Source organism: Plastoroseomonas arctica (assembly GCF_018128965.1).
Classification (GTDB): domain Bacteria; phylum Pseudomonadota; class Alphaproteobacteria; order Acetobacterales; family Acetobacteraceae; genus Plastoroseomonas; species Plastoroseomonas arctica.
This window is the reverse complement of the sequence record NZ_JAAEDH010000004.1, coordinates 154,173-178,986: the sequence shown is the minus strand read 5'-3', so window position 1 is coordinate 178,986 and position 24,814 is coordinate 154,173. Positions and strand designations below refer to the sequence as shown.

The window sequence follows — 24,814 nt, the reverse complement described above, 5'->3', positions numbered from 1 at the left end:
CAAAATACAAAATTTCGCTAAGTTTCTTCGTTGCCTGAGAATGGCGCCATCGACGAAGCTCTCAAAATAAGACCTCTCTGATAAAAATAATCGGAAAATGGCGCGATGCGAAGGCCGACGAACTGCCTCGCCTTGCCTTCGCCGAGACCGTATCATCCCTCCATGCGCAAAACCCTTTCCGTTCGCCGCCTGCCGATGCTGGCCCTGGCCCTGCTCGCCGCCTGCGCCGCGAGCGGGTCGTCTGATGACGGCGCCGGTGGCCTCACCGAGGCACCGCGTGGCGCCTTCGGAAGCTATCTCGTTGGCCGCATGGCGATTTCCGAGAGCGACACGCGCATGGCCGCCGACAGCCTGCTCGCCGCACTGCGCGAGGCGCCGGAGGAGCCGGAGGTGCTGACCCGCGCCTTCATCGCGACGGTGCTCGATGGTCGCGCCGACGCGCTGCGGCTCGCCCGCCGCCTGCCGGACAATGCCATCGCGCAGCTTCTGGTCGCCGGCGCCGATGCCCAGGCCGGCCGATGGGATCGCGCCGAACAACGCTTCCGCGCGCTGCCGCGCCAGGGCGCGACGCAGGTCCTGCAGCCGATGCTCGTGGCCTGGGCGCAGCAGGGGCGCGGGCAGACCGACGCGGCACTCGCGACGCTTCGCCCGCTGACCGAGGCCGGCCGCCTGCGCGGCCTGCACGCACTTCATGCGGCGATGATCGCCGACCTCGCCAGCCGCCCGCGCGACGCCGAACGCTACATCCGCATTGCCCTGACCGAAACGGAACAGCCCACCGCTCGGCTCATCCAGGTTGCTGCCGGGATCCTGGCGCGGGCCGGGCGCGATGCCGAGGCCATCCGTCTGCTCGACCAGAACCTGCGCAGCCAGGACGACCTTGCGCTGGAATCGGGCGAGGAGGGGCGCCGTCGTCTGCTCGCGAGCCAGCCTGTGGCCGCACCCGTGGAGGGCATCGCGGAGGCGGAGCTGGCGCTGGCGGCGGCGTTGCGCGGCCAGGCGGCGCCGGAGTTCTCGCTGCTCCTCACCCGGCTCGCGCTGCGGCTGCGACCCGGCTTCGCCCCCGCCCTGCTGCTCGCCGCCGACGCGCTCGCGCAGGAGGACCAGCACGCGGCGGCCCTGGCCTTGCTCGACGACGTGCCGGAGGGCGATGCCATGGCCGGCGCCGCCGCGCTGCGCCGCGCCACCTACCTCGAACGGTTGAACCGCCAGGATGAGGCCGCGACGGTGCTGCGCCGGCTTGCCGTCGCGCGCCCCATTGCCTGGCAGCCGCTCGCGCGCCTGGGCGACCTCGAACGCGCGCGCAGCCGCTGGGTCGAGGCGGTTGAGGCCTATGATGGCGCCATCAGCCGCATCGCGACGGCGCAGAGCCAGGACTGGCCCATCTTCTACGCGCGGGGCATCGCGCAGGAACGTGCCGGGCGCTGGCCGCGCGCCGAGGCGGATTTCCGCCGCGCGCTGGAACTCTCGCCCGAACAGCCCTTCGTGCTGAACTATCTCGGCTATTCCTGGGTGGAGCAGGGGCTGAACCTCGCCGAGGCGCGGTCCATGCTGGAACGTGCCGTGGCCCTGCGCCCCAATGACGGCAACATCGCCGACAGCCTCGGCTGGGCGCTGTTCAAGCTCGGCGACATGCCGGGCGCAATCCGCTGGCTGGAGCGCGCGGTGGAGATCGAATCCCGGAGCTCCGTCATCAACGACCACCTGGGCGACGCCTACTGGATGGCCGGGCGCCGGCGCGAGGCGGAGTTCCAGTGGCGCCGCGCGCTCGCCCTTGGGCCGGAGCAGGGCGAGGGTCCGCGCATCGAGGCGAAGCTGCGCGACGGATTGCCCGCCGGGACGCCGCCGCGCCCGTGATCCGGGAGGCCGCGCCGGCCAAGGTCAACCTGTTCCTGCAGGTCGCCGGCCGGCGACCCGACGGCTATCACCTGCTCGACAGCCTGGTGGTCTTCGCAGCGGTCGGCGATGTCGTCTCCGCGACCTCGGCGCCGGATTTCTCGCTGGCGATTGCCGGGGACGAGGCTCCGGGCCTGATCGGCGAGGACGACAATCTGGTGCTGCGCGCCGCGCGCGCCCTGGCCGCTGCGGCAGGGGTCGGGCAATGCGCCGCGCTTCACCTGGAAAAGGCACTACCGGTCGCATCCGGGATCGGCGGCGGCAGCGCGGATGCGGCCGCGGCGCTGCGCGCGCTTACCCGGCTCTGGGATATTCCGGAGGAGGTTGCGCGTCGCGTGGCGCCCCAGCTCGGCGCCGATGTGCCGGCCTGCCTGGTTGGGCATCCGCTGCGCATGACAGGGATCGGCGAGATGATCGGGCCGGCCCCTGCGCTGCCGGAGTTTGGACTGGTGCTGGCCAATCTGCGCGTGCCGGTCGCAACGCCGGATGTATTCCGGCGCTTGGCCGGTCGGTTCTCCGGACCAGCGCGCCTGCCCGAGGGCTGGGCGGATCCGGCGGCGATGGCCGCCGATCTCGCGCGGCTGTCCAATGACCTCGAGGCGCCGGCGATCGAGAGCTGCCCCGCGATCGCGCCGGTGCTCGCGGCGCTCGCCGCCCTGCCCGGCGCGCTGCTCGCGCGGATGAGCGGATCGGGTGCGACCTGCTTCGCCATCATGCCCGATGCGTCCAGTGCCGCGCGCGCCGCCGCCTTGCTGCCGGCAAGCTGGTGGCGCTGGGGCGGGGGGCTTGCCGCGCCGCCCGCTGCGCCCTTATGAGGGCGCTGCGATGGGGCGTCGCCAAGCGGTAAGGCAGCGGTTTTTGGTACCGCCATTCCCAGGTTCGAATCCTGGCGCCCCAGCCACGCAGTCGCGGTGTCGCAGACAATTCTGCGGTCCCCGCTGCCCTGCTCCGAAATCCCCGCCTTTTCGGCCATTAATCGCGGCGCATACGGCGAATCGTACTTGAGAGACGCTGGCCGGGCGTAGTTCGGAGTCCTGAAGGCGGCCCGGTCTCTTGTGCCGAATTCGGCATGTACAGTTCGTGTCTGATGCCGGTCCGCGGAGGACGGATCTTCCTGCAGGGACGCCCCGACACCTTCGGAGCAGAGTTTCAGGTGAACCCGAGAGGCCGGCGTTGCTCCTGCCAGTCCGAGGGGACCCTGGTGTCCCGCATTAGCCGCGATGCCGTCAGGTTCGCCGGCTGGCATCCGCCAAGGATCGCCTCGACAATGTCCGGGGCAAGCCAGGCGAGGCGCAGGAGGCGAGTCGCATAAGACTGCGAGATTCCCTGTTCCGCTGCAAAGGCCGTCAGGCTCGGCGCAGCACTTCCGGCGAGCGCCTGGCGTAACGCCCATGCTTTGGCGACCAGGCGCGCCAGTGATGGGTCTGCCCGATCGGTGGCCACCGTCGCGCCGACCAGCAGCGCCATCTCGCGACCGGCGCGCCGCAGCGCCACGGGCTCGGTGAGCGAGATGCTTGGATGCTGTCGCTGGCCATCATGGGTGCCCGCCACTGTTTCCCCTCGCGGTTCTCCAGCGAGCACAGCGACCAGCCCTGCCGGAGAAAGGTCGGTAGTGATCTCCTGTCTTCCCACGGTGATGGCAGCGCCAAGGGCCAACAGGGTTTCGCGTTGGCCGACGAGCGAGCCGTCCCGCAAATTCTGACCGAGGGTTTGAGCGCCATCGAGTAGCCGGCTTTGCTGCGCGCCATCTGGCGGCAGCGCCCCTGCGGATCGAAGCGTTCGCAGCAGCTCCGGCCCATCGCAGAGGAGCCGAGCGATGCGCCCTGCCACGACGCGCTCCAGCGCCGCTGCGGGCACCCGTAGCGCATCCGGATGGTCGTCGCGCACGCCATCGATTAAGCTACGCGAGACGTAGTAGCGATATCGCCGACCACCCTTGTTGGCATGGGTTGCCGCCATCGCTTCACCCGCGGTGTCAGCGATCATGCCCGCCAATAGGCTCGGATGATGAGCGTTCGCCCCTGAGCGATGATCCGCCCGTCCTTCGGCGAGACGCTGCTGTACTGCCTCCCAAAGCTCCGCTTCGACAATCGCCTCATGCTGGCCAGCATGAACATCGCCTCGATGCGCAACCTCTCCGCGATAGGTGCGATTTTGCAGCAGGTGGAACAGCGCTCCACGTCCTATCGGTGTACCAGCCTTGCCGGTGATGCCGTCCGCCGCCAGGCGCTGCTTGACGAGCCGCACCGTGCCCAAGTCGAGATAGGCTCGATAAATTCTGCGAACTCGCTCTGCCTCCGTCGTGTTGACGACCAACCTACGTTCACGGACATCGTAGCCGAGCGGTACAGAGCCACCCATCCACATGCCCTTGCGCTTGGAGGCGGCGATCTTGTCGCGGATACGCTCGCCGGTGACCTCGCGCTCAAACTGCGCGAAGGAGAGCAGCATGTTGAGCGTGAGCCGCCCCATGCTCGTGGTGGTGTTGAACTGCTGAGTGACCGAGACGAAGGATGCGCCATGACCGTCAAGCACCTCGACGATCTTGGCGAAGTCCGAGAGAGAGCGGGTCAGGCGGTCGACCTTGTAGACCACCACCAGATCGACCCGCCCGGAAGCGACGTCGGCAAGGATGCGCTGCAGGGCGGGGCGGTTCATGCTGCCGCCGGAGAGGCCGCCATCATCGTAGAGGGCGGGCAGCAAGGCCCAGCCTTCGTGACGCTGGCTGCGGATGTACGCCTCGCAGGCTTCGCGCTGGGCATCGAGCGAGTTGAACTCCTGCTCCAGCCCCTCCTCAGATGACTTACGGGTGTAGACGGCGCAGCGAAGCCCGACGCGAGCTGCGGGCTGGCCAGGTCGGACGCGGCTACGCACTGATGATGTTCCCACTCACGCAGCGGGGCTGCACAGTCGCCCTCCTGCGCAGCAATCCGAAGAACCGCGGTCCGGACCAGTTGGTGCCGGTGATGTGGAAGGCGATCTCGGTGAGGGACGAGAAGTGTTTCCCCGCCATCTCAAAGCCGGCCTCCAGCACCAGCACGGTGTAGGTGCGGCCATGCCATTCTCGCAGGAGGGTTGAACCCGGCTTGATCCGTGGCGTGGCATTTGTTGGCTTCTGCGCAGCGGCGGGATCGGCGCATGCCAAGGCGGCCAACCTGCCGCGGGTCGCTGCGCTGAGGCCGCCGTGCTGGCCGACCTGTTGGTGATAGGCGATGTCCCGTTGCAAGAAGTCGGAGCTCGCTGCGCCGGGCGCCGCTCTCCCCAGAAGGCGTTCCCAGTCCCGCCGCAGCATTGTGGCGGCTGTATCGTCGCCGGTCAGGCGGTAGCCTGCCCGATGCGACCGGGGCATCCTCTGCGTCCTCAGCCGGCCGCTGTGAGGCGGTAGGCCTTCCGGCCGTCCACCTGAATGAGGGCGATCGGGAAGCCGCGCTGGCGCAGGCCTGTGACGGCAGCGCGGGTGGTGTGCGGCAGCCAGTTGGTGAGTGCGGTGAGTTCGGTCAGCGTCGCGCCCTTCTCTGCGGCGATCGCCTGCAGCGCTGCGCCCAGCTTGCCGGTCGGGCGACGCGGGCCTGTGGCGCCGCTTTCCGGATCGGCAAAGCCTCCGTTATGGGCCTTGCCGGCAGCGTCCTCGACCGTCGCGATGGCATCGATTTGTGGATCCACCGCCGCAGCCTTGCCAAGATCGGTTGCCTGGCAGGCCGGCGCCTCAGCGGGCGCACCGACTGCGGCAAGGCCAGCGGCTGTCAGGCGGAGGCCGATGTCCTTGCCAGCCGCGTCGGTACGCCAGGCGTTGCGCGCATCTTCGGCCTGAATCTCTTCGACGAAATGCAGCTTGAGGAGCGCGGCGAGCAGGGAGCGGCAAGCGCCGCCGCGGAGGGGGATCGTGGCAGGCAGCGGGAGCAGCAGACGGTTCGGGCGCTCAGCGCCAGCTGTAAGGACCTGGAGCTGCGCATTCGAGAGGTTCATCGTGATGGAGGACATCGGGACGGTTCCTGTTGCGGAGCGGCCGCACTATGCGGCGCTCCCACCACCCGAAGCCCGGGACATGCCGGGTTTGCTCTCGCGAGGTCCGTGTCGCGCGCCGCGTCAACACCAATGCTTGCCGTCGTGATGAAGTCGAGCTGAATGCATTGGCGGAAGTAGGATATCGCTAGCGCGCCGGGTTTGGCCGAAAACAGCCGGTCCGCTGTGCAGTGGGTAAACGCGGGGGCGGGCGCGACCGTCCGAGCCGGAGCGGGGACGTGGGCGCGCCGGGCTGGTGCCCGCTAGGCCAGGCCCAAAGCAGCAGTGCCGCCTTGCCCGCCAACACGACTAAAGTTTTCAGCTTGGACATCCTGCGCCATCATGGCGGCGCCCACTGCTGGTGTCCCAGCGAGGCGCAGGCACTCGACGGCGTCCACCGCACCAGTGCCTAGAACCCGTCTAAGGGTTCATGTTCGAAGGAATTGTAAGGGATTGGCGAAGAGCAAGCAGGCCAAGCTCTGGCTGCAGTTCGCTGCGCTGCCGATGACGCAGGTCGGCGGTGAGCTGCGTGTGCTGCTGGTGACGAGCCGCGAAACGCACCGCTGGGTGCTTCCGAAGGGCTGGGCGGAAACGGGACTTACGCCGCCGGAGCTCGCTGCCAAAGAGGCGTTCGAGGAGGCCGGCGCCGTCGGCGCCATGGCGGCCAACCCCACCGGGACGTACCGCTATCGCAAGCGCCTGAAGGCGGGGCGGCGGGTGACGTGCCTGGTGGGCGTCTTCGCGATGCACGTAGACCAGCTCCTGGAGGAGTGGCCCGAGGCGGGGGAGCGCGAGCGCCGCTGGTTCAGCCCAGCCGAGGCGGCGGGGCTCGTGCAGGAGGAAGGCCTTGCTGCTTTGCTCCGGGGGCTACCCAACACGACCGGGATCTGACGCCCTTGGCCGCGGGTCCAGAGGGACTACCCCTCGCGGCTTCCCAGCGCAATTACGGCGGGGCGATATGGCCCGAAGCAGCCTGTCGCTTTCGACGCTGCATCAGAAAACACGGACACTTTGCGGTAGTACCCGTCCGGCGAGCACCGCCTTCCGCGGCGGGGCTGGAGGTGTCCTGTGTTCGTACGGGCGCTTTTGTGAGCGTCGGTAAGGACTGAGGCGTCGATGGAGATCATCACCGGGGTCGGGCGTCGACGGCGCTGGCGGCCGGAGCAGAAGTTGCGGATCCTGGCCGAGCTCGATGAGCCAGGAGCTTCGGTAGCCGAGGTTGCACGGCGGCACGAGATCAGCTGTGGCCTGGTGTGGCAGTAGCGGGACGCGCAGCGGCGCGGAGAGTTGGTGGATCAACCGGCCTTCCTGCCAATGCGGGTGCTGTCCGCGCCCGAAGCTGCACCCGCCCAGCCGCCCTGCGATGCGGCAGCCAGCAGCACCCAAACGGTCAGCATCTGCGCGGCGCCGGTCACGCTGCGACTTAGCTGCAATGCTGGTCGCGGTCGCTGAGCGCCGCGATATTGATCGCTTAACCCTCAGACTTCTGCCGTTCGATTCCACTCGGATGGACGTGTTCGTCTGTTGCTGTGACGTCGGAATGGCCGCTTTCGTCGCGCTTTACTGAGCGGTTCTCCTTCGCCGCGGCCTTGGCCTGCTTGGCGCGCTCCCGATCTTGACGTTCGATGTTGTAATTTGGCTTTCGCATAACTTACCCTTGTCAGAACGATGGCGCGCTTTGCCCTGGTGAGCGCAAGTGCCTGCGCTACCCGCCTTGGAGTCGCGAAGGCGGATGCCACGACCCCTACGAGCCCGCATCCTAGGCGTATATGCGCCGCATGCCCGACGGCGCCGACAATGCGCGCTATCTTACGCGCATTGCGTCACAATACCCCTTTCCGGCGCGGTGTTGGTCCAGCGATCCAGGGCTACGATGCAAGTACGCAATCTACGGCCAGCTTGGTGCTAGACCGACAACTCCCGACGAGAGAGCCATTTTTTGATCGAACAGTATGGCTGGTCCGATGCGCTGCGGTTGGAATTCGAGCCGCATGCTCTCGCCGGCTACATCCCCGCGCGCATTGTCATGCAGCAACGCGAAGTGAATCTCGTTGCCGCGGATGTTGGCAATCTGAGCGCCAGGCTCTCAGGACGCCTGCGTCATGAGGCTAGAGAGGCTGGTCACCCAGCCGCCGGCGACTGGGTGGCAGTGTCGGCTAACGCCGGCGACGGAAAGGCCACCATCCATGCCGTCCTGCCTCGCCGCACGGCCTTCGTGCGTCGGGCGGCCGACAGCGCGCACACGCTCCAGGTCATCGCTGCCAACATTGACGTCGTTTTCATCGTCACATCGATGAACGCGGACCTTAATCCCCGTCGGCTCGAGCGCTTCCTCGCAGCGGCCTGGCAAAGCGGTGCGCGACCGGTGGTCGTTCTGACCAAGTCCGACCTTTGCGACGAACCCGAGGTCCAAGCCGCGGAGATCGCCACCCTGGCGGCAGGGTGCCCGGTGCTTGTCGTTTCAGTGCGCCAGGATCGTGGGCTGCACGCCCTGATGGATCACATCTCTCCCGGAGAGACCTGTGTGTTGATCGGCTCATCGGGCGTGGGTAAATCCACGCTGGTGAATGCTCTTCTCGGTGAAGAGCAGATGGCGACCCAGGATATCCGCGATGCGGATGCCCGGGGGCGTCACACCACCAGCTTCCGCCAACTCGTCCTGCTGCCTGGCGGAGGGATGATCCTAGACACACCCGGCATCCGCGAAGTGGGCTTGATCGACGCGGATGATGGACTCGGCACGGTCTTCGACGACATCGAGTCCCTGGCCCAGAATTGCCGCTTTCGCGACTGCGTGCACGGCACCGAACCCGGGTGCGCGATCCGTGAAGCACTGGACAGCGGCCTCCTCGATGCCGATCGGTGGGCACATTTCCAGAAACTTAGCCGCGAGCTAACGGCGTCGGGGCTGACGAAGGATCGTGTGGCGCAGGATATCGAACGCCGTCGTCTGGATGCGTCGCAAAGGGCCTATCGGTCGGCGAGGAAAGATCTGCGAGACCCCGGCTCCTGACACAACCGCCGTAACGTTCTCACGCTGCCTTCCCCCGTCAGCATCCAAGGCCGCTGAAGACATCCTGTTTCTCCCACTCCACAGGGAATGGCCCCATCAGCGCTGGCAGCGTCAGGCCCTCAAGCTGCCGGCCATCCAGGATCGCCTCGACGACGGTCAGACGCCGCCCTTCCCTCATCCAGCGCCAGGGCCTATCTGCCGAGCAGCTTCACGGAACAGGCACTCGCTCAGCATCTCGCGATCTGAACCGCGGGTATTTTCCTCCAGTCCCAAAGTGAGTCTCCGCCAGAATGAGCTTAGATTGCCCTCCGCACCCCGTGGCGCCGGAGATCGCCAATACCCCGCCAGCCGACGCTATCCTGTGGGCGCATCGGGCATTCTGCTGCTTGGCAATGCCGCTGCGATCCACGCGGGGGGCGTGGCAACGAGACGCTGATGCTGGGTACATTCGCATAGAGCCAGGCTCGAGCGACGATGCGTTGCCCAGCGGACGCGTCCTTCGCCTGAGCATGATGTACATCTGCGACGCAGCCTTCCGTGCGAACAGCCCGGTCGTGGAGCTCGGTCACGATGGAACGACGCTTGCCGCAGCGTTCGGCATTGATCCTTACACGCGTGATCTGGATGAGCAGTGGCAGCGTCTCCAGGCAGCGCGAATTTTGCTGTCGGAAAGTGGCACAGCGGAGATCAGCGTGTTTGACGCGCGCAGTCGCCGCCGTGCTGGCGATATTTCCTGGCGATCAGGTGTACGGCTTAGTTCGAAGTTCCTCGCTAGTCTTGTTGACCACGCTGTGCCGCTCAATCGGGACGTCGCGCACGAATTGTCAGCCACGCCCACGGCGCTGGACGCATATGCTTGGCTTAGGATGTCGCTCCACTTTGCGGCAGTAGATCAGGTCCTGACGACGCCATGGAACGACCTGATGACACGGTTCGGCACATCCTCGCAGAGTGTTGCCGAGTTCAGATCCTCCTTCGAGATCGCGCTTCAGCGCGTCTTTGAAGTTGAAAGGTCGGTGGACCTCGCCGTCGACGATGCGGGTGTCAGTGTTCGCCGTGCGGAATTGGCAGAGACTGGAATAGCGGCTTCCATCACATCAGCGGCGCAGCAAAGGGCGATTTCACCTGGTGCCGCTGCTGAGGAACGGCCCAAAGAGGTGGTGGCCATAGCTGAAACGACGGAAGTTGCCGCGGCCGCCGAGAGCGCCGCATCTGCAGTGCTTCCTCGGCAGCACGTTCCGTCTCGTTTTGATGCACAGAAAGACTCATCAACCGCAGCCGATTTTGATGGCGCTGCCGCTGCGGCCGCCGATCAGATCACTCAGGACAGCATCAGCTTAGCGAGCCACCTGACCGGCTTGGCGCAGGTGATTTGGCTTCGGCGCGGCCTCGGCGAAGAGAGGGTGTTGGTTGGTGTCACACCCACTCAGCGCTTCGAGGCCGATAGGCTTACGATTTTGGCGGTAGAGCCCATGGTCATCCAGGTGAGTGGTGGCCTGGATGAAAAAGACTTTGAACGTGTCTCGGCCTGGGTGATGTCGAACCGCGATGTCATCGACGACTTCTGGGAGGGCCGTATCGTGTCCTTCAAGGAGGTGAACCGGCGCGTGCGCCGGGGGCCAGCACCAGGTTGGCGATGATCGGCATGGGGTTGTTGGTCCGCTGACGGTCCCATTCGATTGGGAATGGCTCCAAGAGCGCCTGCAGCGTCATCGCCTTCGGCTGCCTGCCGTCCAGGATAGCCTGCACGATGTCCGGCGCCAGCATCGTGAGGCGGAGCAGACGCGAGACATAGGACGAGTTGATGCTCTCGGCAGCGGCCAATTCGTCGATCGTCCCGTATGGCCCCGCCTCTATCATCCGCCGCCACCGGAACGCCCGGGCCAGCGCCTTGACCAGCGTGGTGTCCGCAGCCGCGGAGCGGAGCGCCATGCCGCCCGGCGTCGGGACCAGCTTCCGCCCGTCCCGCTGCTTCCGGACCGCGAGCGGCAAGCCCGCACCTATCGAGGTCCGCATGAACCCCGAGCAGGTTACCAGCCGCTGCAGCATTCGCGACCTCCGCGCCCAAGCGAGCGGCAAGGAAAAGTAGCCCGGCCGCCGTACCCTCACATTGACAGCCGGGACCGCCCGGCCTTGGCTATCATTGGCCCCGCGAGAAGGTGAGGAGGAAAAAGCCATAAAGAAGCGCCAGATCCTGCGCGCCGCAGCCGGCCTTGGACTGCTGGCCGCCCCCGCCGATGCGCAAGCGCCTTTCCCCAGTTCCGGCATCCGCCTGGTGGTGGCGTTCCCGCCAGGTGGAAACACGGACATTTTTGCGCGCCTGTTTGCCGAGCCCTTCGGGCGGGCTCTCGGCCAATCCGTTGTCATCGACAATCGCGGCGGGGCGGGCGGTCTCATCGGCTCAGGCGAGGTGCATCGCGCCCGACCAGACGGGTACACGTTGATCTTTCAAAGCCCGACGGCCGGGATCACTGGCCCACTCACACGTCGCGTGCCGCCCTTCGATCCCGTGACGGGGTTTTCGCACATCTCCATCCTCGGCATCACGCCGCTCGCCCTGGCGGTCAACCCGCGGCTTGGCGTGAAAAGCCTGGCCGAGTTGATTGCTCTAATCCGCGCCCAGCCGGGCCGGATCAGCTATGGCAGCTCGGGCATCGGCGGCGCCCCGCACCTCTCGACGGAGTTGATGCGGATACGGGTAGGCAACCTTGATGTGGTGCACGTGCCCTACCGAGGCTCGGGGCCGCTGACCCAGGATCTTCTCTCCGGTACGATCTCCTTCGCCGTAGACGCGTTCACGACGCTGCTGCCGCAGCACCGCGAGGGGAGGCTCAGGATCATCTCCGTCTTGGACGAGCAGCGCTCAGCGGTCGTGCCCGAGGTGCCGACCGCCCGCGAGAGTGGCTTCGACGTCGTGACCCGCATCGCTAACTACCTGGCCGCCCCCCCCGGCACGCCGCCGGACCGGCTGGAGCGCCTGGCCGCTGCCGCTCGCGCTGCGATGTCCACGCCCGAGATTGCCCGCGCGCTGGAGGCCATCGCCTTTGTGCCCGTGACGGACTCCACGCCCGAACGCGCGACGCGCTTCATCGCTGAGGAAGCGGCGCTTTGGGGCCCTGTCATCCGCGCCGCCAACATTGAGATTGAGTGAGCGCATGTTCAAGCTGACGGACAAGGTGGTCTTCCTGACCGGTTGCGGCTCGGTCGGCCCCGGCTGGGGCAATGGCAAGTCGATCGCGGTGCTCTTTGCGCGCCAAGGGGCGCGCATCTTCGGCGTGGACATCAACGAGGCGGCGGCGCGCGAGACGCAGGCGATCATCCAGGACGAGGCCGGCACCTGCGAGATCGCGACGGGCGACGTGACGGATTCCGCCGAGGTGGCGCGGCTGGTCGAGGCCTGCATGGCGCGCTTCGGCCGCATCGACGTGCTGGTGAACAATGTCGGCAAGTCCGAACCCGCCATCCCCGGTGAGATGGACGAGGCGCTGTGGGACAGCCAGCTCGCCGTCAATCTCAAAAGCGCTTTCCTCTGCTGCCACGCAGTGCTGCCGATCATGCAGAAGCAGGGAAAGGGAGCCGTGGTCAGCATCGCCTCCACGGCGGGCATTCGATACACGGGCAAGCCCCAGGCGGCCTATTCGGCGGCCAAGGCGGGGCTGATCCATTTCAGCAAGACTACCGCCATAACCTATGCTCCGCGCGGCATCCGCATGAACTGCGTGCTGCCAGGGCTCATGTACACGCCGCTGGTGGCCAAGCTCGCCGAGCAATTTGCGGGCGGCGACCTGGAGGGGTTCGTGGCGAAGCGCAACGCCGCCGTTCCCATCGGCCGGATGGGCGAGGGATGGGACGTGGCCCATGCCGCGCTGTTCCTTGCTTCTGACGAAGCGAAATACGTGACCGCAACGGAACTCGTCGTCGATGGTGGCTTGACGGCTTCCACCCGTTGATTGCGGCACGCCCCGATCAAGTCCTTTGCCGAGATCCCGAGCCCTGCCATCCGCACCATCGAACCGACGCACGCGTCGGAACGACGATCCGCGCGAGCACAACCGAGAGGCAAGTGCCTCGCCCGCGAAATGCAGGCGCCGTGGGCGTCATGAATAATCCAGGCTAGACAGTCTCGAGACTGCCCCCCCTCCCCATGGGTGGTTCTCTTTCTGGCAGGCCCTCAGCTAGCAGCCCCGCCGCACTCGCGCCACAAGGTCAGGCCCAACTTTCGGGGCGCTGCTGCTGGCTTATATGAATGCCTCGGGGCGAGCGAATCTGGCTCCGAAAGACCGCTTTGGGCGCGCATGAGATCGCCAGGTTCTGGCCGAAAGGCGACTGGCAGGTTTGGAGCGGGCAGAGGGAGAAGCGGGCATTTGCCGCGCACCTTCATTCCGGCGGCGACCGACCCTGAGCGGACGTCGAACCCGGACGCAGCGTTCCTCGACCTGCGCTTGTGGTTACCTGAAGAACAGGCGACTCTGCTGTCGACGCGAACCACATGGACCACGACCGACCATGGCTGATGAACCGATCAAGGGGCCCGCTTCCTACTTCCCGTCTATCGAGAAGACATATGGAAAAACCATTGCGGCGTGGCAGGAACTGATCCGAAAGCACCTCCCTGCCAAGCACATGGAGTTGGTTGCCATGTTGAAGAAGGACCACGGAATGGGCCACGGCCATGCGCTGAAGCAGTCGCGCGCCCATCGCGCTTGCCTCCGTTCTTGGTGCGCCCTGGGGCATCGTGACTGGCTTTTTTCCGGCGGGAGCGCTCAAGCAGCTGCTTGGCGCCATCCTGCTGGTTCTTCGATCAATTGCGACGAAGGGGCCCGGCAACAGCAGCAACCGCGTGCGAGGCGCAAGGTGAGGTTATCTCCAAGCGAGCATTATCCAATATGCGTGTTCCGCAAGCGAAGAGCGTTGCCAACCACGCTGACTGATGAGAGCGCCATCGCCGCCGCCGCGATGATCGGCGAGAGCAGGATCCCGAATATCGGATACAGCACGCCGGCCGCGATCGGCACGCCGGCAGCGTTATAGGCGAAGGCGAAAAACAGGTTCTGTCGGATATTGCCCATGACCGCCTGAGATAGCCGTCGCGCGCGGACGATCCCCATCAGGTCGCCGCCAAGCAGCGTAATTCCCGCGCTCTCGATCGCCACGGCCGTACCGGTTCCCATGGCGATGCCGACCTCGGCCGCCGCCAGCGCCGGCGCGTCGTTCACGCCATCGCCCGCCATCGCCACACGGCGCCCCTCGGCCTTCAGCTTTTCGATGATGCGCTGCTTGTCCTCCGGCAGGACCTCCGCCTCGACCTCGGTGATGCCGAGGCGGCGCGCCACGGCCTCGGCGGTGGTGCGGTTGTCCCCTGTCAGCATCACCACCCGCACGCCCTCCTTGGCGAGGCCCGCGAGGGCTGCAGCCGTCGTCTCCTTCACGGGGTCAGCCACGGCCACGATGCCGAAGGCGCGGCCATCCACGGCAACGAAGAACACGGTGGCGCCGTCACCGCGCAGACGCTCTGCCTCCGCCGACAGCGTGCCGACATCCACCTTCGCCTCGTCCATGAGCCGGGCGTTGCCGACGGCGACCTGGCCGCCCTCCACCGCACCGGTCACGCCACGCCCGGTCGGCGCATCGAAGCCCTCGACGGTCGGCACGGCGATGCCGCGCTTCTCTGCCGCCCGCACTACCGCTTCGGCGAGGGGATGCTGGCTCGGGCGTTCCAGCCCCGCGGCCAGGCGCAGCACCTCCACCTCGGCGACGCCCGCGGCCGGGATCACCGCGACCACGTCCGGCCGGCCCTGGGTGAGGGTGCCGGTCTTGTCGACGACCAGCGTGTCGATCCGCTCCATGCGCTCGAGCGCTTCGGCGTTCTTGATCAGCACGCCGGCCTGCGCGCCACGGCCCACGCCCACCATGATGGACATCGGCGTGGCGAGGCCCAGCGCGCAGGGGCAGGCGATGATCAGCACCGTCACGGCCGCGACCAGCGAGAAGGCTAGGCGCGGCTGCGGCCCCCAGACCGCCCACACGGCGAAGGCCACCAGGGCGACGGCCACCACCACGGGCACAAACCAGCCGGCGACCTGGTCGGCCAGGCGCTGGATGGGCGCGCGCGATCGCTGGGCGCCCGCCACCATGCGCACGATCTGCGCCAGCACCGTGTCCTGCCCCACGCGATCCGCGCGCATGACGAAGCTGCCCTGACCGTTCAGCGTGCCGCCCACGACCTGGTCGCCCACCGCCTTGGTGACCGGCACCGCCTCGCCCGTCACCAGGCTCTCATCGATGTTGGAAGCGCCCTCCAGCACGGCACCGTCGAGCGGTACCTTGTCGCCGGGACGCACGCGCAGCCGGTCGCCGATCACGATCGCGGCCAGTGCTACCTCCTCGTCCGACCCGTCCTCGCGCAGCCGTCGCGCCTGGGCCGGCGCGAGGTCGAGCAGGGCGCGGATGGCGCCGCCCGTCTGCTCCCGCGCGCGCAGTTCCAGCACTTGGCCGAGCAGCACAAGCACCACGATCACCGCTGCCGCCTCGAAATACACCGCGACCGACCCGTCGGGCGCGCGGAAGGCCGCGGGGAAGATGCCGGGGGCGAGGGTAGAGACCACGCTGAACGCCCACGCGACGCCGGTGCCCAGCGCAATCAGCGTGAACATGTTCAGGCTTCGATTGACCAGACTCTGCCAGCCGCGGACGAAGAACGGCCAGCCGGCCCAGAGCACTACGGGTGTGGCCAGCACCAGCTGGATCCAGTTGCCGACGCGTGGCCCACCGACTAGGTGCATCATGCCGTTCAGGTGTCCGCCCATCTCCAGCACGAAGACGGGCAGCGCCAGGACCAGGCCGATCCAGAAGCGGCGCGTGAAGTCCACCAGCTCGGGATTGAGGCCCGTCTCGGCGGATGGTGTCTCGGGCTCCAGAGCCATGCCGCAAATCGGACAGCTGCCCGGGCCGGGCTGCCGGATCTGGGGATGCATCGGGCAGGTGTAGATGGTGCTTGGCGCCACGGCCTCGGCCCGCAGCGGCGGGCGCGCTTCGATATACTTCGCCGGCTCGGCGATGAACTTGGTGCGGCAGCCGGCCGAGCAGAAATGATAGGCGTGCCCCGCATGCTCGGCGTGGTGCGCGGTTTTCGCCGGATCAACGGTCATGCCGCAGACCGGATCCTTAACGGTTTCGGCGGTATCGGAATGCTGGGCCTGCGCATGGGCTGTCGTCATGACGATGCTCCAAAATCTGTGGTTTGCCTGGCCATACGCTGAGCGGCGAACAGGCGGATCGGCGGCAGCACAAGCCACTGCAGCATGGGGGTGACGCCCGAACCGGTTAGGGGGAGGCGTGGCATGGCCACCGCATAGGTCCAGGCGCCGCGCCATTCCACGTTCAGCCACTCGCTGAAGAGCGTGTAGGCGACGCCGATCGCCGTCGTCGCCAAAAGCACCGCAGGGAAACCGTGCGAAGGCCAGTCCCCTCGGCGCAGCGCCAGGATCGCCAAGCCCAGCGAAGACAGGGCGATCATGGCGTCACCGACTGTGCAGTGAAGAGCTGCGTAGGCCTGATCACCATGAGTTCCTGTTAACCAGACGGTATAGAGCGGCAGCTGTCCGGCTTCCCAGGCGAGGTTTGGCGGAACCAGCAGCGAGAGATAGGCGAGCGAGGTTTTCTTTTGGCCAGAATCCGCATCATCGCAGGTCGGCATGACGATCGAGAAATGATGCCGCCACCTCAACCGCGCCCGCGGTCCCGAGTTCCTCGTGACCTGACTCCGGAGCTTCCCACCGCTCTGTAGGGGCCCGCGCCGCGGCGAACAGTGCAAGACCCATGCTCCGTGGCACCAACGTGTCTCGCCCGCCAGACATGATGAGGATGGGTGCGGTCACCCGCGCGATGTGCCCCAGCGCGTCGAAGCGGTCGCGCAGCAGCAGGCGGGCCGGCAACCAGGGATAGTGAAGCTGTGCCAGTTCGAGCAGGCTTGTGAACGGCAATTCGAGCAGAACCGCCGCGATGGCAGTGGGCTGTTCCGCCGCGATCTCGATCGCGATCGCCGTGCCTAGCGATTCCGCCCACAGCACAATCCGGTTCGGTGCGTGACCCGCGACCTGCAAGGCGACAAGGCCGGCCCGGGCGTCGCGCATGAAGCCCTGCTCACTGGGACGCCCCGTGTTGCCTCCATAGCCACGCCACTCGACCATGAGGACACCCCAGCCGAGTGCCGCGAAGCGCTCCAACCGCCGCGCCCGGTGCATAAGATTACCACCGATGCCGTGGAGATACAGGAAAACGGGGCGCTCGTTGTTGGACGGAGCAATGGACCAGGTCAGCAGATGAACGCCATCCGTGGTGATGACTTCACCTGCGACGATGCCGTGAAGCGCGGCCAGAGAGAGATCAGGTCGAGATCGGTAAGGGGCATAGATCAGCCGGTCCTGCAACACGAGAACCAGAGTCACCAGCGTCCCTGCAATCCCCAGCGGAAGAAGAATGAAAGAGACCCAAAGCAAGCTACGGCGGGTCACTTAAAGCGCTCGGAAGGCTGCAACCCTTCCGGGCCTTGCGGGCTCATGAAGGGGGCACCCGACTTTGCGCGAGGCTCGATGGCCTATCACCTTGCAGGAGATGCATGGCGGAGGAGCCCAGCCTGGTCTCGTCGACCATGTCAGCGCGGCCGTGCGAGGAACGCGCGCAGCGTGGCAATCTCGCTCTCCTGCGCGCTGATTACGGCTTCTGCGAGCCTGCGCATCGCGGGGTCCCGGCCGTGCGCCAGCTGGACCCGCGCCATCGCGATCGCGCCCTCGTGGTGCGGGATCATGGAGGCGGCGAAATCGCGATCGGCGTCGCCTGTGAAGGTGATGGCCATGTCGCGGTGCATCTTCTCGTTCGCGGCCATGAAGGCGATCGTCGAGGGGGACTGCCCGGCGGTTCCCGGGGCCGCGGCGCCGGGGTGATGGGGGTCAGCGGCAGCCGGAGGAGCACTCGCCGCCGGCGCCTGCGCAGCGCCACTCCCCGGCGCCTGTGCGCCAGGCGCCATCCGATGCATGTGCGGCTGCATGCCGGGCATCTGGCCCATCATACCGGGCTGGGTGGGCTGGGGCGGCGGCGCGGTGCCCTGAGCGATCGCGACGCCTGCCGCAGCCAGCGTCGCGAGGCCAGCAGCGAGGCCGAATACGGGCGCAAGGCGGGTCATGGGCTGGCTTCCTTTTCTTCTGGTCCGAAGACACTGGCGCCGCGGCATGTCGCCAGCGTCATGCCGTCATGACAAAGCATGTCCGCAAGCAGTCAGGTGGGAATCCGGTCGGCCTGCCAGCCAGCATAGCGCAGCGCCTGTTCAAGGCGCCCCGGGTCCGCGGCCGACGTCACGCTGGCTTCACGCGCCTCCAGTGCGATATTGACCTCTGCCGTCGGGTCGGCCTGCCGTAGCACCGCCGTGACCCCCTTCGCGCAGCCGCCGCAGTGCATGTTCGCAATCTTGAAGCGATGCATAGCGTCTTCCTCACAGTTGTGGTCCGCCCTGGGGCGTGGTTATCGCCGCCGCGGCAGGATCATTGGCTGCCGATGGCATCCCGTGCCTTCGGCAGCAGGATGCATACGCCCAATCCGCCGGCCGGCATGGTGATCAGGCGCAAGATGCCGCCGTGTTGTTCGACCGCGCGCCGGCAATGGTGAGGCCAAGCCCGCTGCCCCGTGCCGTGATTGCGCGAGGTCTCCAGCCGCCGGAACGGCTCGAACACGAACTGCATCGCGCCCTCCGGGATGCCTGGCCCGTCATCCTCGATCCGGACCAGGATATGCTGCCCTTTGTCTTCGAGAACAACGCGCGCGCCGGCGCCACAATTCACCGCATTATCGATCAGGTTCGCGAAGGCGCGCTTCAGCGTCACCCGGGCTGCACACGAGCCTCGCCTGCGCTGGCCCGGCATAGGTCACCGCCGCGCCCGAATCGGCGGCCGCGTGGCACAGGGTTTCGATCATCGCGACCAGGTCGGCCGGCTTGCACGGCTCCGTCTCGGTCTCGCCAGGCAGATAGGCCAAAGTCGAATCAATCATCGCCTCCATCTCGTCGAGGTCGGTATCGATGTCGCGTGACGCATCGCCATCCTCATGGATAGTCCGCGCCAAAGCGCCGGGATAGGGGATGCCTGCACCGCCACCCACTGACCGCCTACGCCGCCGGCTCCGGCGTCTGCATCATCGCGTCCCAGCGCCGCTGCATCTCAGCCGGGCTCACCACCTCCCGCCGGCTGGCAATGTTCCAGGCGTGTCCGGCGATGTCCGTGATGGTGCCGCTGCGGTCGCCATAAAACTGGTCCTTCACCGGCTGGGTAAGCACCGCACCCATCGCCAGCGCGCGCGTCACGACCGCATCCACATCCTCCACATACAGATGCAACCGCATCGACCGAACGCCATCTGGCGGTGGCGCCACGCCATGTTCCGGGTAGGGGTCGGACAGCATCAGCCGGGTCCCGCCTAAGCTTAGCTGCGCATGGCCCACCTTGCCGGAGGGTTCGACAAGGCGAAAGTCCTCCACCGCGCCGAATGCCGCGACGTAGAAGGCGATCGATGCCTTGGCATCGGGCACTACAATCTCTGTCATCAACGCTGGCCCGTCGCTGGGCACCGTTTCCAATGTCTGCGCCATCCTCGCCTCCTCTGTGATCGCGCCGGAGCGTAGCACGGCGGCGACGTTGACCGGCCACGCTGCGGGGTTTGCGGCGCGGCTTAGCCGGTGATCGATCTGCCGGGATGGGCGGCGGATCACGCCACCTTTGCGGATGCCTATTACCTGCCGAACTGATCGGCAAAGGGTGCGGGTGGGGTAACGAAACGTTAGGCCATCCTAGCCGGGAGTTTGCCCCACGGTGCGGCGAACTGATCGGCAAAGGGGGTAGCGTTTCGCCACTCCGTTGCCCCGCCAAACGCCGCCGATTGCACGCCGTTACACGAAAGTGTGGAAGGGATGAATGTCTAGTCCGGGTTACGCTTAGTCGCCCTCCCACACCACGAGATGAGGCACTACCTCTCCACGCACGTTCGCCCGATCACGCCTCTCGCCGCGGCAGGGCAATTCGCATCTTCGTTTTGGTTTCCTTGCGGGCCGCAAAGCGTCCATCGTACGGCAGCTCGCGGAGTCTCCGGGGTTTATCGCCGGGATGCGCTTGATAAGCGCAATCGCCGTCCGTGCCATAGACTTGGCGATGGCAGACACTGAGCACGGCGGCGTTGAAGGTGCGGACTTTCTCCTCCGTCGCGTCGATGATCCGGGCCGGATGTTCGAACGTGCCGATCCACGCAAGCCCGGATGAGATCGGAAACAGCACTTCGGTAGCCTTCATCCCGTGGCCAGGCGGAAGCAAGCCGCTGCGCATGTTGAGATCAGACCAGAACAGGCACACCGGATGGTCGGACGTGATAAAACCGGGCGAGTCCGGGGGTGCGCGAAGCAGAATCCAATGCCGATCAGCGCAACAGCGAAGCACGGTGTCCAACGCGTTCAGCTCCAGGCCCACCTGATAGCCCGTGTTCATATCGATCGTGTATTCACCGCGTTGCAGGAAGTCCCGCGCCTGTTTACGGGTGACGGCACTTTCCTTCTCGATGAACCCTGCTTCCTTCACCTGCCGCATCTGTGAATTCCAGATCGTGTCGTTTGCGGTCACGACGTCACCGATCATGTCGTAAAGGCGTTCCTGGAAATCCATGAAGCTTCGCCGGTGGCGGGGGTTCTTCACTGCCAGCATGGCAACCAGATTCAGTAGATAGACCCTGTCGTCTTCGCTGCGAATTTCCCTGTCCGCAATGATCCTGCCGAGCGCATCGGCAAGCTGCCCCTCGAATTGCGCCAAAGCTCCCTCAAGCGCATCCGGTGCGTGGCCTTCCAAATCGATGGCATGGAAATCCCTCTCCGCCGCGACGTTGCGCGGATGCGTCTGGAACGCCGTCCGGTTCTGACGATCGACAACGAAGAGCTTGGGCTTGTCGCGGTGCCGGACGAAGCCCTTCAAGTAGCATTGCGGCACGAAGTGGTGGTTGCGGGCGGTCATGGTGCGTTCAACTCTCGCGAGAGTTTAACATCGCCCAATCAAAGCAACGCAACCAGCCGCCGGTCATAGCGCCACGGCGTAAACATAGTGCTCATCTTCGTGGAGCATGGCCCCGCCGGTGGGTAGACGCAATTTCTGCACCCAACGGCAATGCGCCGGGCGTCGAAAGGGGGTGGTGTTTCGCCCCCCCCTTGCAGTGACCCTCCCCACGTCGAAGGGGGGTGGTATTTTGCCACCGCTTGCAGTGACCCGCGCCACGGTCGCGCGGGTCAGCGGATGGGGTCTGCCACCACGGCAAAAACCCTTTCCACCGTGGAGAGGGCCATCAGATGGGAGATACCGCCACCGTTGCGGAAATTCATTTAGGCGGCGGCGATTTGCTTCACGCGCACTTATCAGCAACCCAAATCTCCGTTCGGCCGTTAAATTCATCCCGACCATTGGAACCCCCGCCCATGGACGAGATGCAGAAGCGGTTTCGAGCTGAGGTTGAGCGGCAACTTGATAGCTGCCGGCTCGCCTCCACCCTGGCCGAATGGATGGACGCACATCACAGCGAGGCGGCCGCGCTCCTAGGTCACGCGCGCATGGACTGGGCCAAAGCTGCCGAAGCGCTTGGGGCGCATGGGCTTAAGGACCAGACTGGGCAGCAGCCAACAGCCGAGACGGCGCGCGAGACGTGGCTGTGGGTCGAGGCGCGGCGTCAGGTCGGCACGATGCTGCGCAACGCCCGCGGCGGGGAGCGGTAGAAGTGGCAGCCATCCCACGACTGCCCGATTTCGAATCCCTGTTGTCCCTACAGCGGAGGAACAGCGAGGCGTTGTTGCGGTCCTTGGAGACCCTGGAAAGTGTCAGTCTTCGCACGAGACAACTTCGTGGCTCGGCGGAAGCGCTCGCGGAGGACATGGACCAACGTATCCTAGCGTTTAAGTCCGCGCGGCAGCGGCAGCCTTAACACGATCGGGTGCCCGGCGGGAACGTTTAGGCCCGGCGCGACGGTGGCGCTGTATGCAGGTGGCGGAACCGGGTTCCGCCCGCGCGCCGGCTGCGTCGCCCCGCAGCAGGCCGCCCCGCCGCCGCTCATCGCGCGCCGTCGCTATGCGCCCGAGGGCATCCGCAGTGTGAAGCAGGTCGCCTCGCCTTCGGACGAAACGGTGATCGTCCCGCCATGCGCTTTGGCAATTTCGCAACTGATATAGAGGCCCAGGCCCAGGCCATCGCGGTTGCTGTTTACTAGGCCGCGGAAAAACGGCTGGAAGAGCCGTTGGAGCTTGCTCGGCTCGATCGGGTCACCCGAATTGGTAACGGACATTTCAAACATGCCGACTTCCGCCCGCGCGCGAACCTGAATCGGGGCGGTGCGGTCTCCGTAGACACAGGCATTGCCCAGTAGGTTCGACAGAAGTTGTCCAATGCGCTGGCGATCACAGGTCACCGGCTCGCGCAGGTCGATATCAGCAGCGATAACACAATTCTGGTGAACGCCCCTTAGTTCGTCGATGACCTGGATAAGCACGGGTTCTAGCGGCTGTGCAGCATCGCGTGCGGTCACGAACCCGCCTCCCAAACGGCCACGCGCGAAGTCGAGGATGTTATCAATTAGCCCCGACATGCGCGTTACGCATCGCTGGATATGGTCATCAAATTGCTCCGCATCTTTGGGGTGGCGGAGCGCTAGCCTTGATGCCGCCGCGATCGATGCCAGCGGGTTCCTTAGATCGTGGCCTAACACCGCGATGAACTGGTCCCGCAATTCGGAGTCTTCCTGCTGGCGAGCCAGCTTTTCCTCCTGCGCCCGCTTTCGTTCGGTAATGTCGATCGCGGTGCCGATCATGCGCAAGCAACGGCCAGTCGAGTCGAAAATTCCACGCCCTTTCGCGGCAACCCAGCGTTGGACGCCATCCTCCTTACCGATCGTGCGATACTCAACGTCGTAAAGGTCGCGGCGTGCTGGATCGGCCGCAGCGGCATACACGGCAGAGACGATATCGCGGTCCTCTGGGTGCAGCCCGTTGTAGAAATCGTCCATGGTCACCGGGGCATCCGCGGAAATGCCGAACATAGCTTTGACGCGCGGCGGCCAGGACAGTTGGCCATTGCCGTCCTCGACATCCCACCAGCCGATATCGGCAGCATCGGTTGCCAGCCGAAGGCGTTCTTCGAGCGACATTTCGGCGGCAGGAGGCACGGGATCTGAAATCCTGTGGTGATGGGATTGTTCATGCCCCAACCCTCCTCTCGTAAACGAGAGGCTGCGTTACGAACAAGCGCTTTCTGCCGTTCTGACTGGTCATGAACTCGAAAGCTCGCCGGCACCGCGCCGGTCTCGCCGGCAAACTTGGCCTCTTTAAGGGGACGCGCGCCGAACCACGATCGCAGGCGTAGGGCGTGGGGTGCATCTGGAACGGCGGCCGACAGAAATGATCGCGCCGCCTACGCACCAGCAGCCCCGGCTTATGTTGTGCGCCGATATGAGCTTCGCGTTTGGTAGGCCGCCTGCAATTGATCCGAAGAGGTAGACCCGCGGCCACCAATCCCATTAGTTAGGCGGGCGTAGAATACGCACCTGGGTGCATTTGAGCGGACGCCAGCGGTGATTTGCGGCGCCACAAGGGTTTCCAATGACGCTTATTGCAATGATGCCCTTCGGTTGCAGCGGGACGGCACCTCGGCCCAGCGCGCCGGGACCGTCCAACCGTCCCGCGCCCAGTTCGCGCCGGCATTCCCAAAGTCGTGTGGTTTCGGGGCTGGCACTGCGGTCTGCGTGGCGACACCTGGAGCGGCCCCCAATTTGGCCGGACAGGCCTGACTGTCAGGCGCCGCCGCAATGCGCGCCTGACGCATGAGGTTGGGCTCGCCTGACCCAACGCCTATCCAGCAAAGCGTTGCAAGTCCGCTCGCCCCGCCCGACTGCCTTGCCTAAGGAGCCCGCTCCAGCGCGCCGACAATGTGATCGCCCAGACGCTGCGCAGGGACGGAGGCGGCGGCGGCGCGGAGGAGGGCGATCTCGGTATCCGGTAGCCGCGGGGCGCCGTGGGTGGCGTCGAGCGCGGCAAGGCCGGCGGGGACCATCCCCTTCGGCAGCACGGTGACGCCGAGGCCGGCGCGGACGGCGGCCTGGGCTCCGGCGAGGGAGGTGGAGGTATAGGCGACGCGCCATGGGCGGCCCGCCTCGTCCAAGGCGCGCATGGCGCGGCGACGATAAACGCAGGGGTGGGGGGAGACGACGAGGGGAAGGGCCGGGTTGCCGCTATCGAAGCCACCGGCCTCGAACACTGAAGCGTCACGAGCGGCCCAGACGAGGGGCTCGCGCCAGACGCGGACACCGCCTCCCCCACCCTGCGGCTCGCGCTTGATGAGGACGAGGTCGAACTCGCCGCGGCCAAAGCGGTCGAGAAGGTTGAGGGTGAGGTCGGTGGTTACCTCCAGCGCGACACCGGGATGGGATGCGGCAAACCGGGAGAGGACGTCGGGAAGCTTGGAGGTGGCGAAGTCTTCGGGCGTGCCGAGGCGGACAGTGCCGCGGAGAGCATCGAGGGCGAGGCGCGACAGGGCCTCGTCGGCCAAGGCGAGGATCCTGCGCGCGTAGGAGAGGAGGCTCTCGCCCTCGGCGGTCAGGCGGCCTTCGGCGCGGTGAAGTAGGCGGTGTCCGACGCCCGCCTCCAAGCGCTTCAACTGGAGGGAGACAGTGGGCTGTGCGAGGCGGAGCCGTTCGGCCGCGCGGGTGATGCCACCGGCGTCAGCGACGGCGACGAAACTGCGGAGAAGGTCCAGGTCGAGGCGAGGGTAAGGCATTGCGATTCGCAATGATAAGCAAAGTCGGATCGGGGTTCCATCTATGCGGCCGAATGGGGAAGAAGTGACA

Annotated in this window: 25 protein-coding genes, 1 tRNA gene and 1 pseudogene; 12 read left to right on the top strand and 15 right to left on the bottom strand. The window is 66.2% G+C overall.

Annotated elements, in window-relative coordinates; genetic code table 11:
- Positions 1 to 162 precede the first annotated feature (162 nt).
- The 3 genes from GXW79_RS05915 to GXW79_RS05905 all read left to right on the top strand — a co-directional run bounded on the left by GXW79_RS05915 (position 163) and on the right by GXW79_RS05905 (position 2,797).
- On the top strand, positions 163 to 1,857 hold the full coding sequence (locus GXW79_RS05915; RefSeq protein ID WP_211873421.1) for a tetratricopeptide repeat protein: 1,695 nt from the start codon (positions 163 to 165) through the stop codon (positions 1,855 to 1,857).
- Positions 1,854 to 2,711 (top strand): 4-(cytidine 5'-diphospho)-2-C-methyl-D-erythritol kinase, encoded by an 858-nt coding sequence (locus GXW79_RS05910; RefSeq protein ID WP_367614813.1) that lies wholly within the window; start codon positions 1,854 to 1,856, stop codon positions 2,709 to 2,711. The genes GXW79_RS05915 and GXW79_RS05910 overlap by 4 nt, the downstream gene beginning before the upstream one ends.
- Before the next feature lie 11 nt (positions 2,712 to 2,722).
- A tRNA-Gln gene (locus GXW79_RS05905) sits at positions 2,723 to 2,797 on the top strand.
- A gap of 248 nt (positions 2,798 to 3,045) precedes the next feature.
- Here the strand turns inward: GXW79_RS05905 and GXW79_RS05900 are convergent.
- From GXW79_RS05900 to GXW79_RS05890, 3 genes are all read right to left on the bottom strand, one after another.
- Positions 3,046 to 4,770, bottom strand: a complete 1,725-nt coding sequence (locus GXW79_RS05900) for a recombinase family protein (protein WP_211873420.1) — start codon at positions 4,768 to 4,770, stop codon at positions 3,046 to 3,048.
- Complete coding sequence (locus GXW79_RS05895; protein WP_246503766.1) at positions 4,763 to 5,188, bottom strand: DUF2924 domain-containing protein; 426 nt, start codon at positions 5,186 to 5,188, stop codon at positions 4,763 to 4,765. The genes GXW79_RS05900 and GXW79_RS05895 overlap by 8 nt, the downstream gene beginning before the upstream one ends.
- A gap of 68 nt (positions 5,189 to 5,256) precedes the next feature.
- On the bottom strand, positions 5,257 to 5,877 hold the full coding sequence (locus GXW79_RS05890; RefSeq protein ID WP_211873418.1) for a DUF3489 domain-containing protein: 621 nt from the start codon (positions 5,875 to 5,877) through the stop codon (positions 5,257 to 5,259).
- A 474-nt stretch (positions 5,878 to 6,351) separates the two neighbouring features.
- On the opposite strand from GXW79_RS05890, the gene GXW79_RS05885 reads away from it, so the two are divergent.
- The 4 genes from GXW79_RS05885 to GXW79_RS05870 all read left to right on the top strand — a co-directional run bounded on the left by GXW79_RS05885 (position 6,352) and on the right by GXW79_RS05870 (position 10,551).
- On the top strand, positions 6,352 to 6,789 hold the full coding sequence (locus GXW79_RS05885; protein ID WP_246503753.1) for an NUDIX hydrolase: 438 nt from the start codon (positions 6,352 to 6,354) through the stop codon (positions 6,787 to 6,789).
- 225 nt (positions 6,790 to 7,014) lie between these two features.
- On the top strand, positions 7,015 to 7,161 hold the full coding sequence (locus GXW79_RS05880; protein WP_211873416.1) for a transposase: 147 nt from the start codon (positions 7,015 to 7,017) through the stop codon (positions 7,159 to 7,161).
- Between the two features lie 676 nt (positions 7,162 to 7,837).
- Positions 7,838 to 8,911 carry a ribosome small subunit-dependent GTPase A gene (gene rsgA / locus GXW79_RS05875; RefSeq protein WP_211873415.1) on the top strand — a complete coding sequence of 358 codons (1,074 nt, stop codon included), beginning with the start codon at positions 7,838 to 7,840 and terminating at the stop codon, positions 8,909 to 8,911.
- 509 nt (positions 8,912 to 9,420) lie between these two features.
- Positions 9,421 to 10,551 carry a replication protein RepA gene (locus tag GXW79_RS05870; protein ID WP_211873414.1) on the top strand — a complete coding sequence of 377 codons (1,131 nt, stop codon included), beginning with the start codon at positions 9,421 to 9,423 and terminating at the stop codon, positions 10,549 to 10,551.
- On the opposite strand, the gene GXW79_RS05865 is transcribed toward GXW79_RS05870, so the two are convergent.
- A complete protein-coding gene (locus GXW79_RS05865) occupies positions 10,499 to 10,960 on the bottom strand; it encodes a hypothetical protein (RefSeq protein WP_246503752.1) in 462 nt (153 codons plus the stop codon). The genes GXW79_RS05870 and GXW79_RS05865 overlap by 53 nt on opposite strands.
- 94 nt (positions 10,961 to 11,054) lie before the next feature.
- Between GXW79_RS05865 and GXW79_RS05860 the strand changes: the two genes are divergently transcribed.
- The 4 genes and pseudogenes from GXW79_RS05860 to GXW79_RS21380 form a co-directional block, all read left to right on the top strand.
- Positions 11,055 to 12,062 carry a Bug family tripartite tricarboxylate transporter substrate binding protein gene (locus tag GXW79_RS05860; RefSeq protein WP_211873413.1) on the top strand — a complete coding sequence of 336 codons (1,008 nt, stop codon included), beginning with the start codon at positions 11,055 to 11,057 and terminating at the stop codon, positions 12,060 to 12,062.
- 4 nt (positions 12,063 to 12,066) lie between these two features.
- Positions 12,067 to 12,861, top strand: a complete 795-nt coding sequence (locus GXW79_RS05855; RefSeq protein WP_211873412.1) for an SDR family NAD(P)-dependent oxidoreductase — start codon at positions 12,067 to 12,069, stop codon at positions 12,859 to 12,861.
- Between the two features lie 414 nt (positions 12,862 to 13,275).
- Complete coding sequence (locus GXW79_RS05850; protein WP_211873411.1) at positions 13,276 to 13,425, top strand: hypothetical protein; 150 nt, start codon at positions 13,276 to 13,278, stop codon at positions 13,423 to 13,425.
- Positions 13,418 to 13,576: pseudogene (locus tag GXW79_RS21380) on the top strand (DUF4287 domain-containing protein); the annotation flags it as partial. The gene GXW79_RS05850 and the pseudogene GXW79_RS21380, both read left to right, overlap by 8 nt.
- 212 nt (positions 13,577 to 13,788) lie before the next feature.
- Here the strand turns inward: GXW79_RS21380 and GXW79_RS05840 are convergent.
- The 9 genes from GXW79_RS05840 to GXW79_RS05800 form a co-directional block, all read right to left on the bottom strand.
- Complete coding sequence (locus GXW79_RS05840) at positions 13,789 to 16,128, bottom strand: heavy metal translocating P-type ATPase (protein ID WP_211873410.1); 2,340 nt, start codon at positions 16,126 to 16,128, stop codon at positions 13,789 to 13,791.
- A complete protein-coding gene (locus GXW79_RS05835; protein WP_211873409.1) occupies positions 16,125 to 16,607 on the bottom strand; it encodes a hypothetical protein in 483 nt (160 codons plus the stop codon). The genes GXW79_RS05840 and GXW79_RS05835 overlap by 4 nt, the downstream gene beginning before the upstream one ends.
- Positions 16,591 to 17,424, bottom strand: coding sequence for an alpha/beta hydrolase (locus tag GXW79_RS05830; protein WP_211873408.1), 834 nt, complete (start codon positions 17,422 to 17,424; stop codon positions 16,591 to 16,593). The genes GXW79_RS05835 and GXW79_RS05830 overlap by 17 nt, the downstream gene beginning before the upstream one ends.
- A gap of 140 nt (positions 17,425 to 17,564) precedes the next feature.
- Complete coding sequence (copM, locus tag GXW79_RS05825) at positions 17,565 to 18,092, bottom strand: CopM family metallochaperone (RefSeq protein ID WP_246503751.1); 528 nt, start codon at positions 18,090 to 18,092, stop codon at positions 17,565 to 17,567.
- A gap of 92 nt (positions 18,093 to 18,184) precedes the next feature.
- A complete protein-coding gene (locus tag GXW79_RS05820; RefSeq protein WP_211873407.1) occupies positions 18,185 to 18,388 on the bottom strand; it encodes a heavy-metal-associated domain-containing protein in 204 nt (67 codons plus the stop codon).
- A 59-nt stretch (positions 18,389 to 18,447) separates the two neighbouring features.
- The gene (locus GXW79_RS05815) at positions 18,448 to 18,786 is read right to left on the bottom strand and encodes a sensor histidine kinase (RefSeq protein ID WP_211873406.1); all 339 of its coding nucleotides are present in this window, start codon (positions 18,784 to 18,786) and stop codon (positions 18,448 to 18,450) included.
- Complete coding sequence (locus tag GXW79_RS05810; protein WP_211873405.1) at positions 18,749 to 19,060, bottom strand: hypothetical protein; 312 nt, start codon at positions 19,058 to 19,060, stop codon at positions 18,749 to 18,751. The genes GXW79_RS05815 and GXW79_RS05810 overlap by 38 nt, the downstream gene beginning before the upstream one ends.
- Before the next feature lie 7 nt (positions 19,061 to 19,067).
- Positions 19,068 to 19,502, bottom strand: coding sequence for a VOC family protein (locus GXW79_RS05805; protein ID WP_211873404.1), 435 nt, complete (start codon positions 19,500 to 19,502; stop codon positions 19,068 to 19,070).
- Positions 19,503 to 19,947: 445 nt separating this feature from the next.
- Entirely contained in the window at positions 19,948 to 20,949 is a 1,002-nt protein-coding gene (locus GXW79_RS05800) for a DUF4238 domain-containing protein (RefSeq protein WP_211873403.1), read from the bottom strand.
- 455 nt (positions 20,950 to 21,404) lie between these two features.
- Between GXW79_RS05800 and GXW79_RS05795 the strand changes: the two genes are divergently transcribed.
- Positions 21,405 to 21,698 carry a hypothetical protein gene (locus GXW79_RS05795; protein ID WP_211873402.1) on the top strand — a complete coding sequence of 98 codons (294 nt, stop codon included), beginning with the start codon at positions 21,405 to 21,407 and terminating at the stop codon, positions 21,696 to 21,698.
- Between the two features lie 347 nt (positions 21,699 to 22,045).
- Here GXW79_RS05795 and GXW79_RS05790 read toward each other — a convergent pair whose 3' ends face one another.
- Together GXW79_RS05790 and GXW79_RS05785 are read right to left on the bottom strand one after the other, a co-directional pair.
- Entirely contained in the window at positions 22,046 to 23,137 is a 1,092-nt protein-coding gene (locus GXW79_RS05790; RefSeq protein ID WP_211873401.1) for a sensor histidine kinase, read from the bottom strand.
- Positions 23,138 to 23,868: 731 nt separating this feature from the next.
- Positions 23,869 to 24,744: a LysR substrate-binding domain-containing protein gene (locus tag GXW79_RS05785; protein WP_211873400.1), complete on the bottom strand. Its 876-nt coding sequence runs from the start codon at positions 24,742 to 24,744 to the stop codon at positions 23,869 to 23,871.
- Positions 24,745 to 24,814 lie beyond the last annotated feature (70 nt).

Coding starts and splice junctions, on each gene's coding strand:
- GXW79_RS05915 (WP_211873421.1), top strand. CDS start 163: ATGCGCAAAACCCTTTCCGTTCGCCGCCTGCCGATGCTGGCCCTGGCC.
- GXW79_RS05895 (WP_246503766.1), bottom strand. CDS start 5,188: ATGCTGCGGCGGGACTGGGAACGCCTTCTGGGGAGAGCGGCGCCCGGC.
- GXW79_RS05890 (WP_211873418.1), bottom strand. CDS start 5,877: ATGTCCTCCATCACGATGAACCTCTCGAATGCGCAGCTCCAGGTCCTT.
- GXW79_RS05880 (WP_211873416.1), top strand. CDS start 7,015: ATGGAGATCATCACCGGGGTCGGGCGTCGACGGCGCTGGCGGCCGGAG.
- GXW79_RS05870 (WP_211873414.1), top strand. CDS start 9,421: ATGATGTACATCTGCGACGCAGCCTTCCGTGCGAACAGCCCGGTCGTG.
- GXW79_RS05865 (WP_246503752.1), bottom strand. CDS start 10,960: ATGCTGCAGCGGCTGGTAACCTGCTCGGGGTTCATGCGGACCTCGATA.
- GXW79_RS05855 (WP_211873412.1), top strand. CDS start 12,067: ATGTTCAAGCTGACGGACAAGGTGGTCTTCCTGACCGGTTGCGGCTCG.
- GXW79_RS05840 (WP_211873410.1), bottom strand. CDS start 16,128: ATGACGACAGCCCATGCGCAGGCCCAGCATTCCGATACCGCCGAAACC.
- GXW79_RS05835 (WP_211873409.1), bottom strand. CDS start 16,607: ATGCCGACCTGCGATGATGCGGATTCTGGCCAAAAGAAAACCTCGCTC.
- copM (WP_246503751.1), bottom strand. CDS start 18,092: ATGACCCGCCTTGCGCCCGTATTCGGCCTCGCTGCTGGCCTCGCGACG.
- GXW79_RS05820 (WP_211873407.1), bottom strand. CDS start 18,388: ATGCATCGCTTCAAGATTGCGAACATGCACTGCGGCGGCTGCGCGAAG.
- GXW79_RS05805 (WP_211873404.1), bottom strand. CDS start 19,502: ATGACAGAGATTGTAGTGCCCGATGCCAAGGCATCGATCGCCTTCTAC.
- GXW79_RS05800 (WP_211873403.1), bottom strand. CDS start 20,949: ATGACCGCCCGCAACCACCACTTCGTGCCGCAATGCTACTTGAAGGGC.
- GXW79_RS05795 (WP_211873402.1), top strand. CDS start 21,405: ATGGACGAGATGCAGAAGCGGTTTCGAGCTGAGGTTGAGCGGCAACTT.
- GXW79_RS05785 (WP_211873400.1), bottom strand. CDS start 24,744: ATGCCTTACCCTCGCCTCGACCTGGACCTTCTCCGCAGTTTCGTCGCC.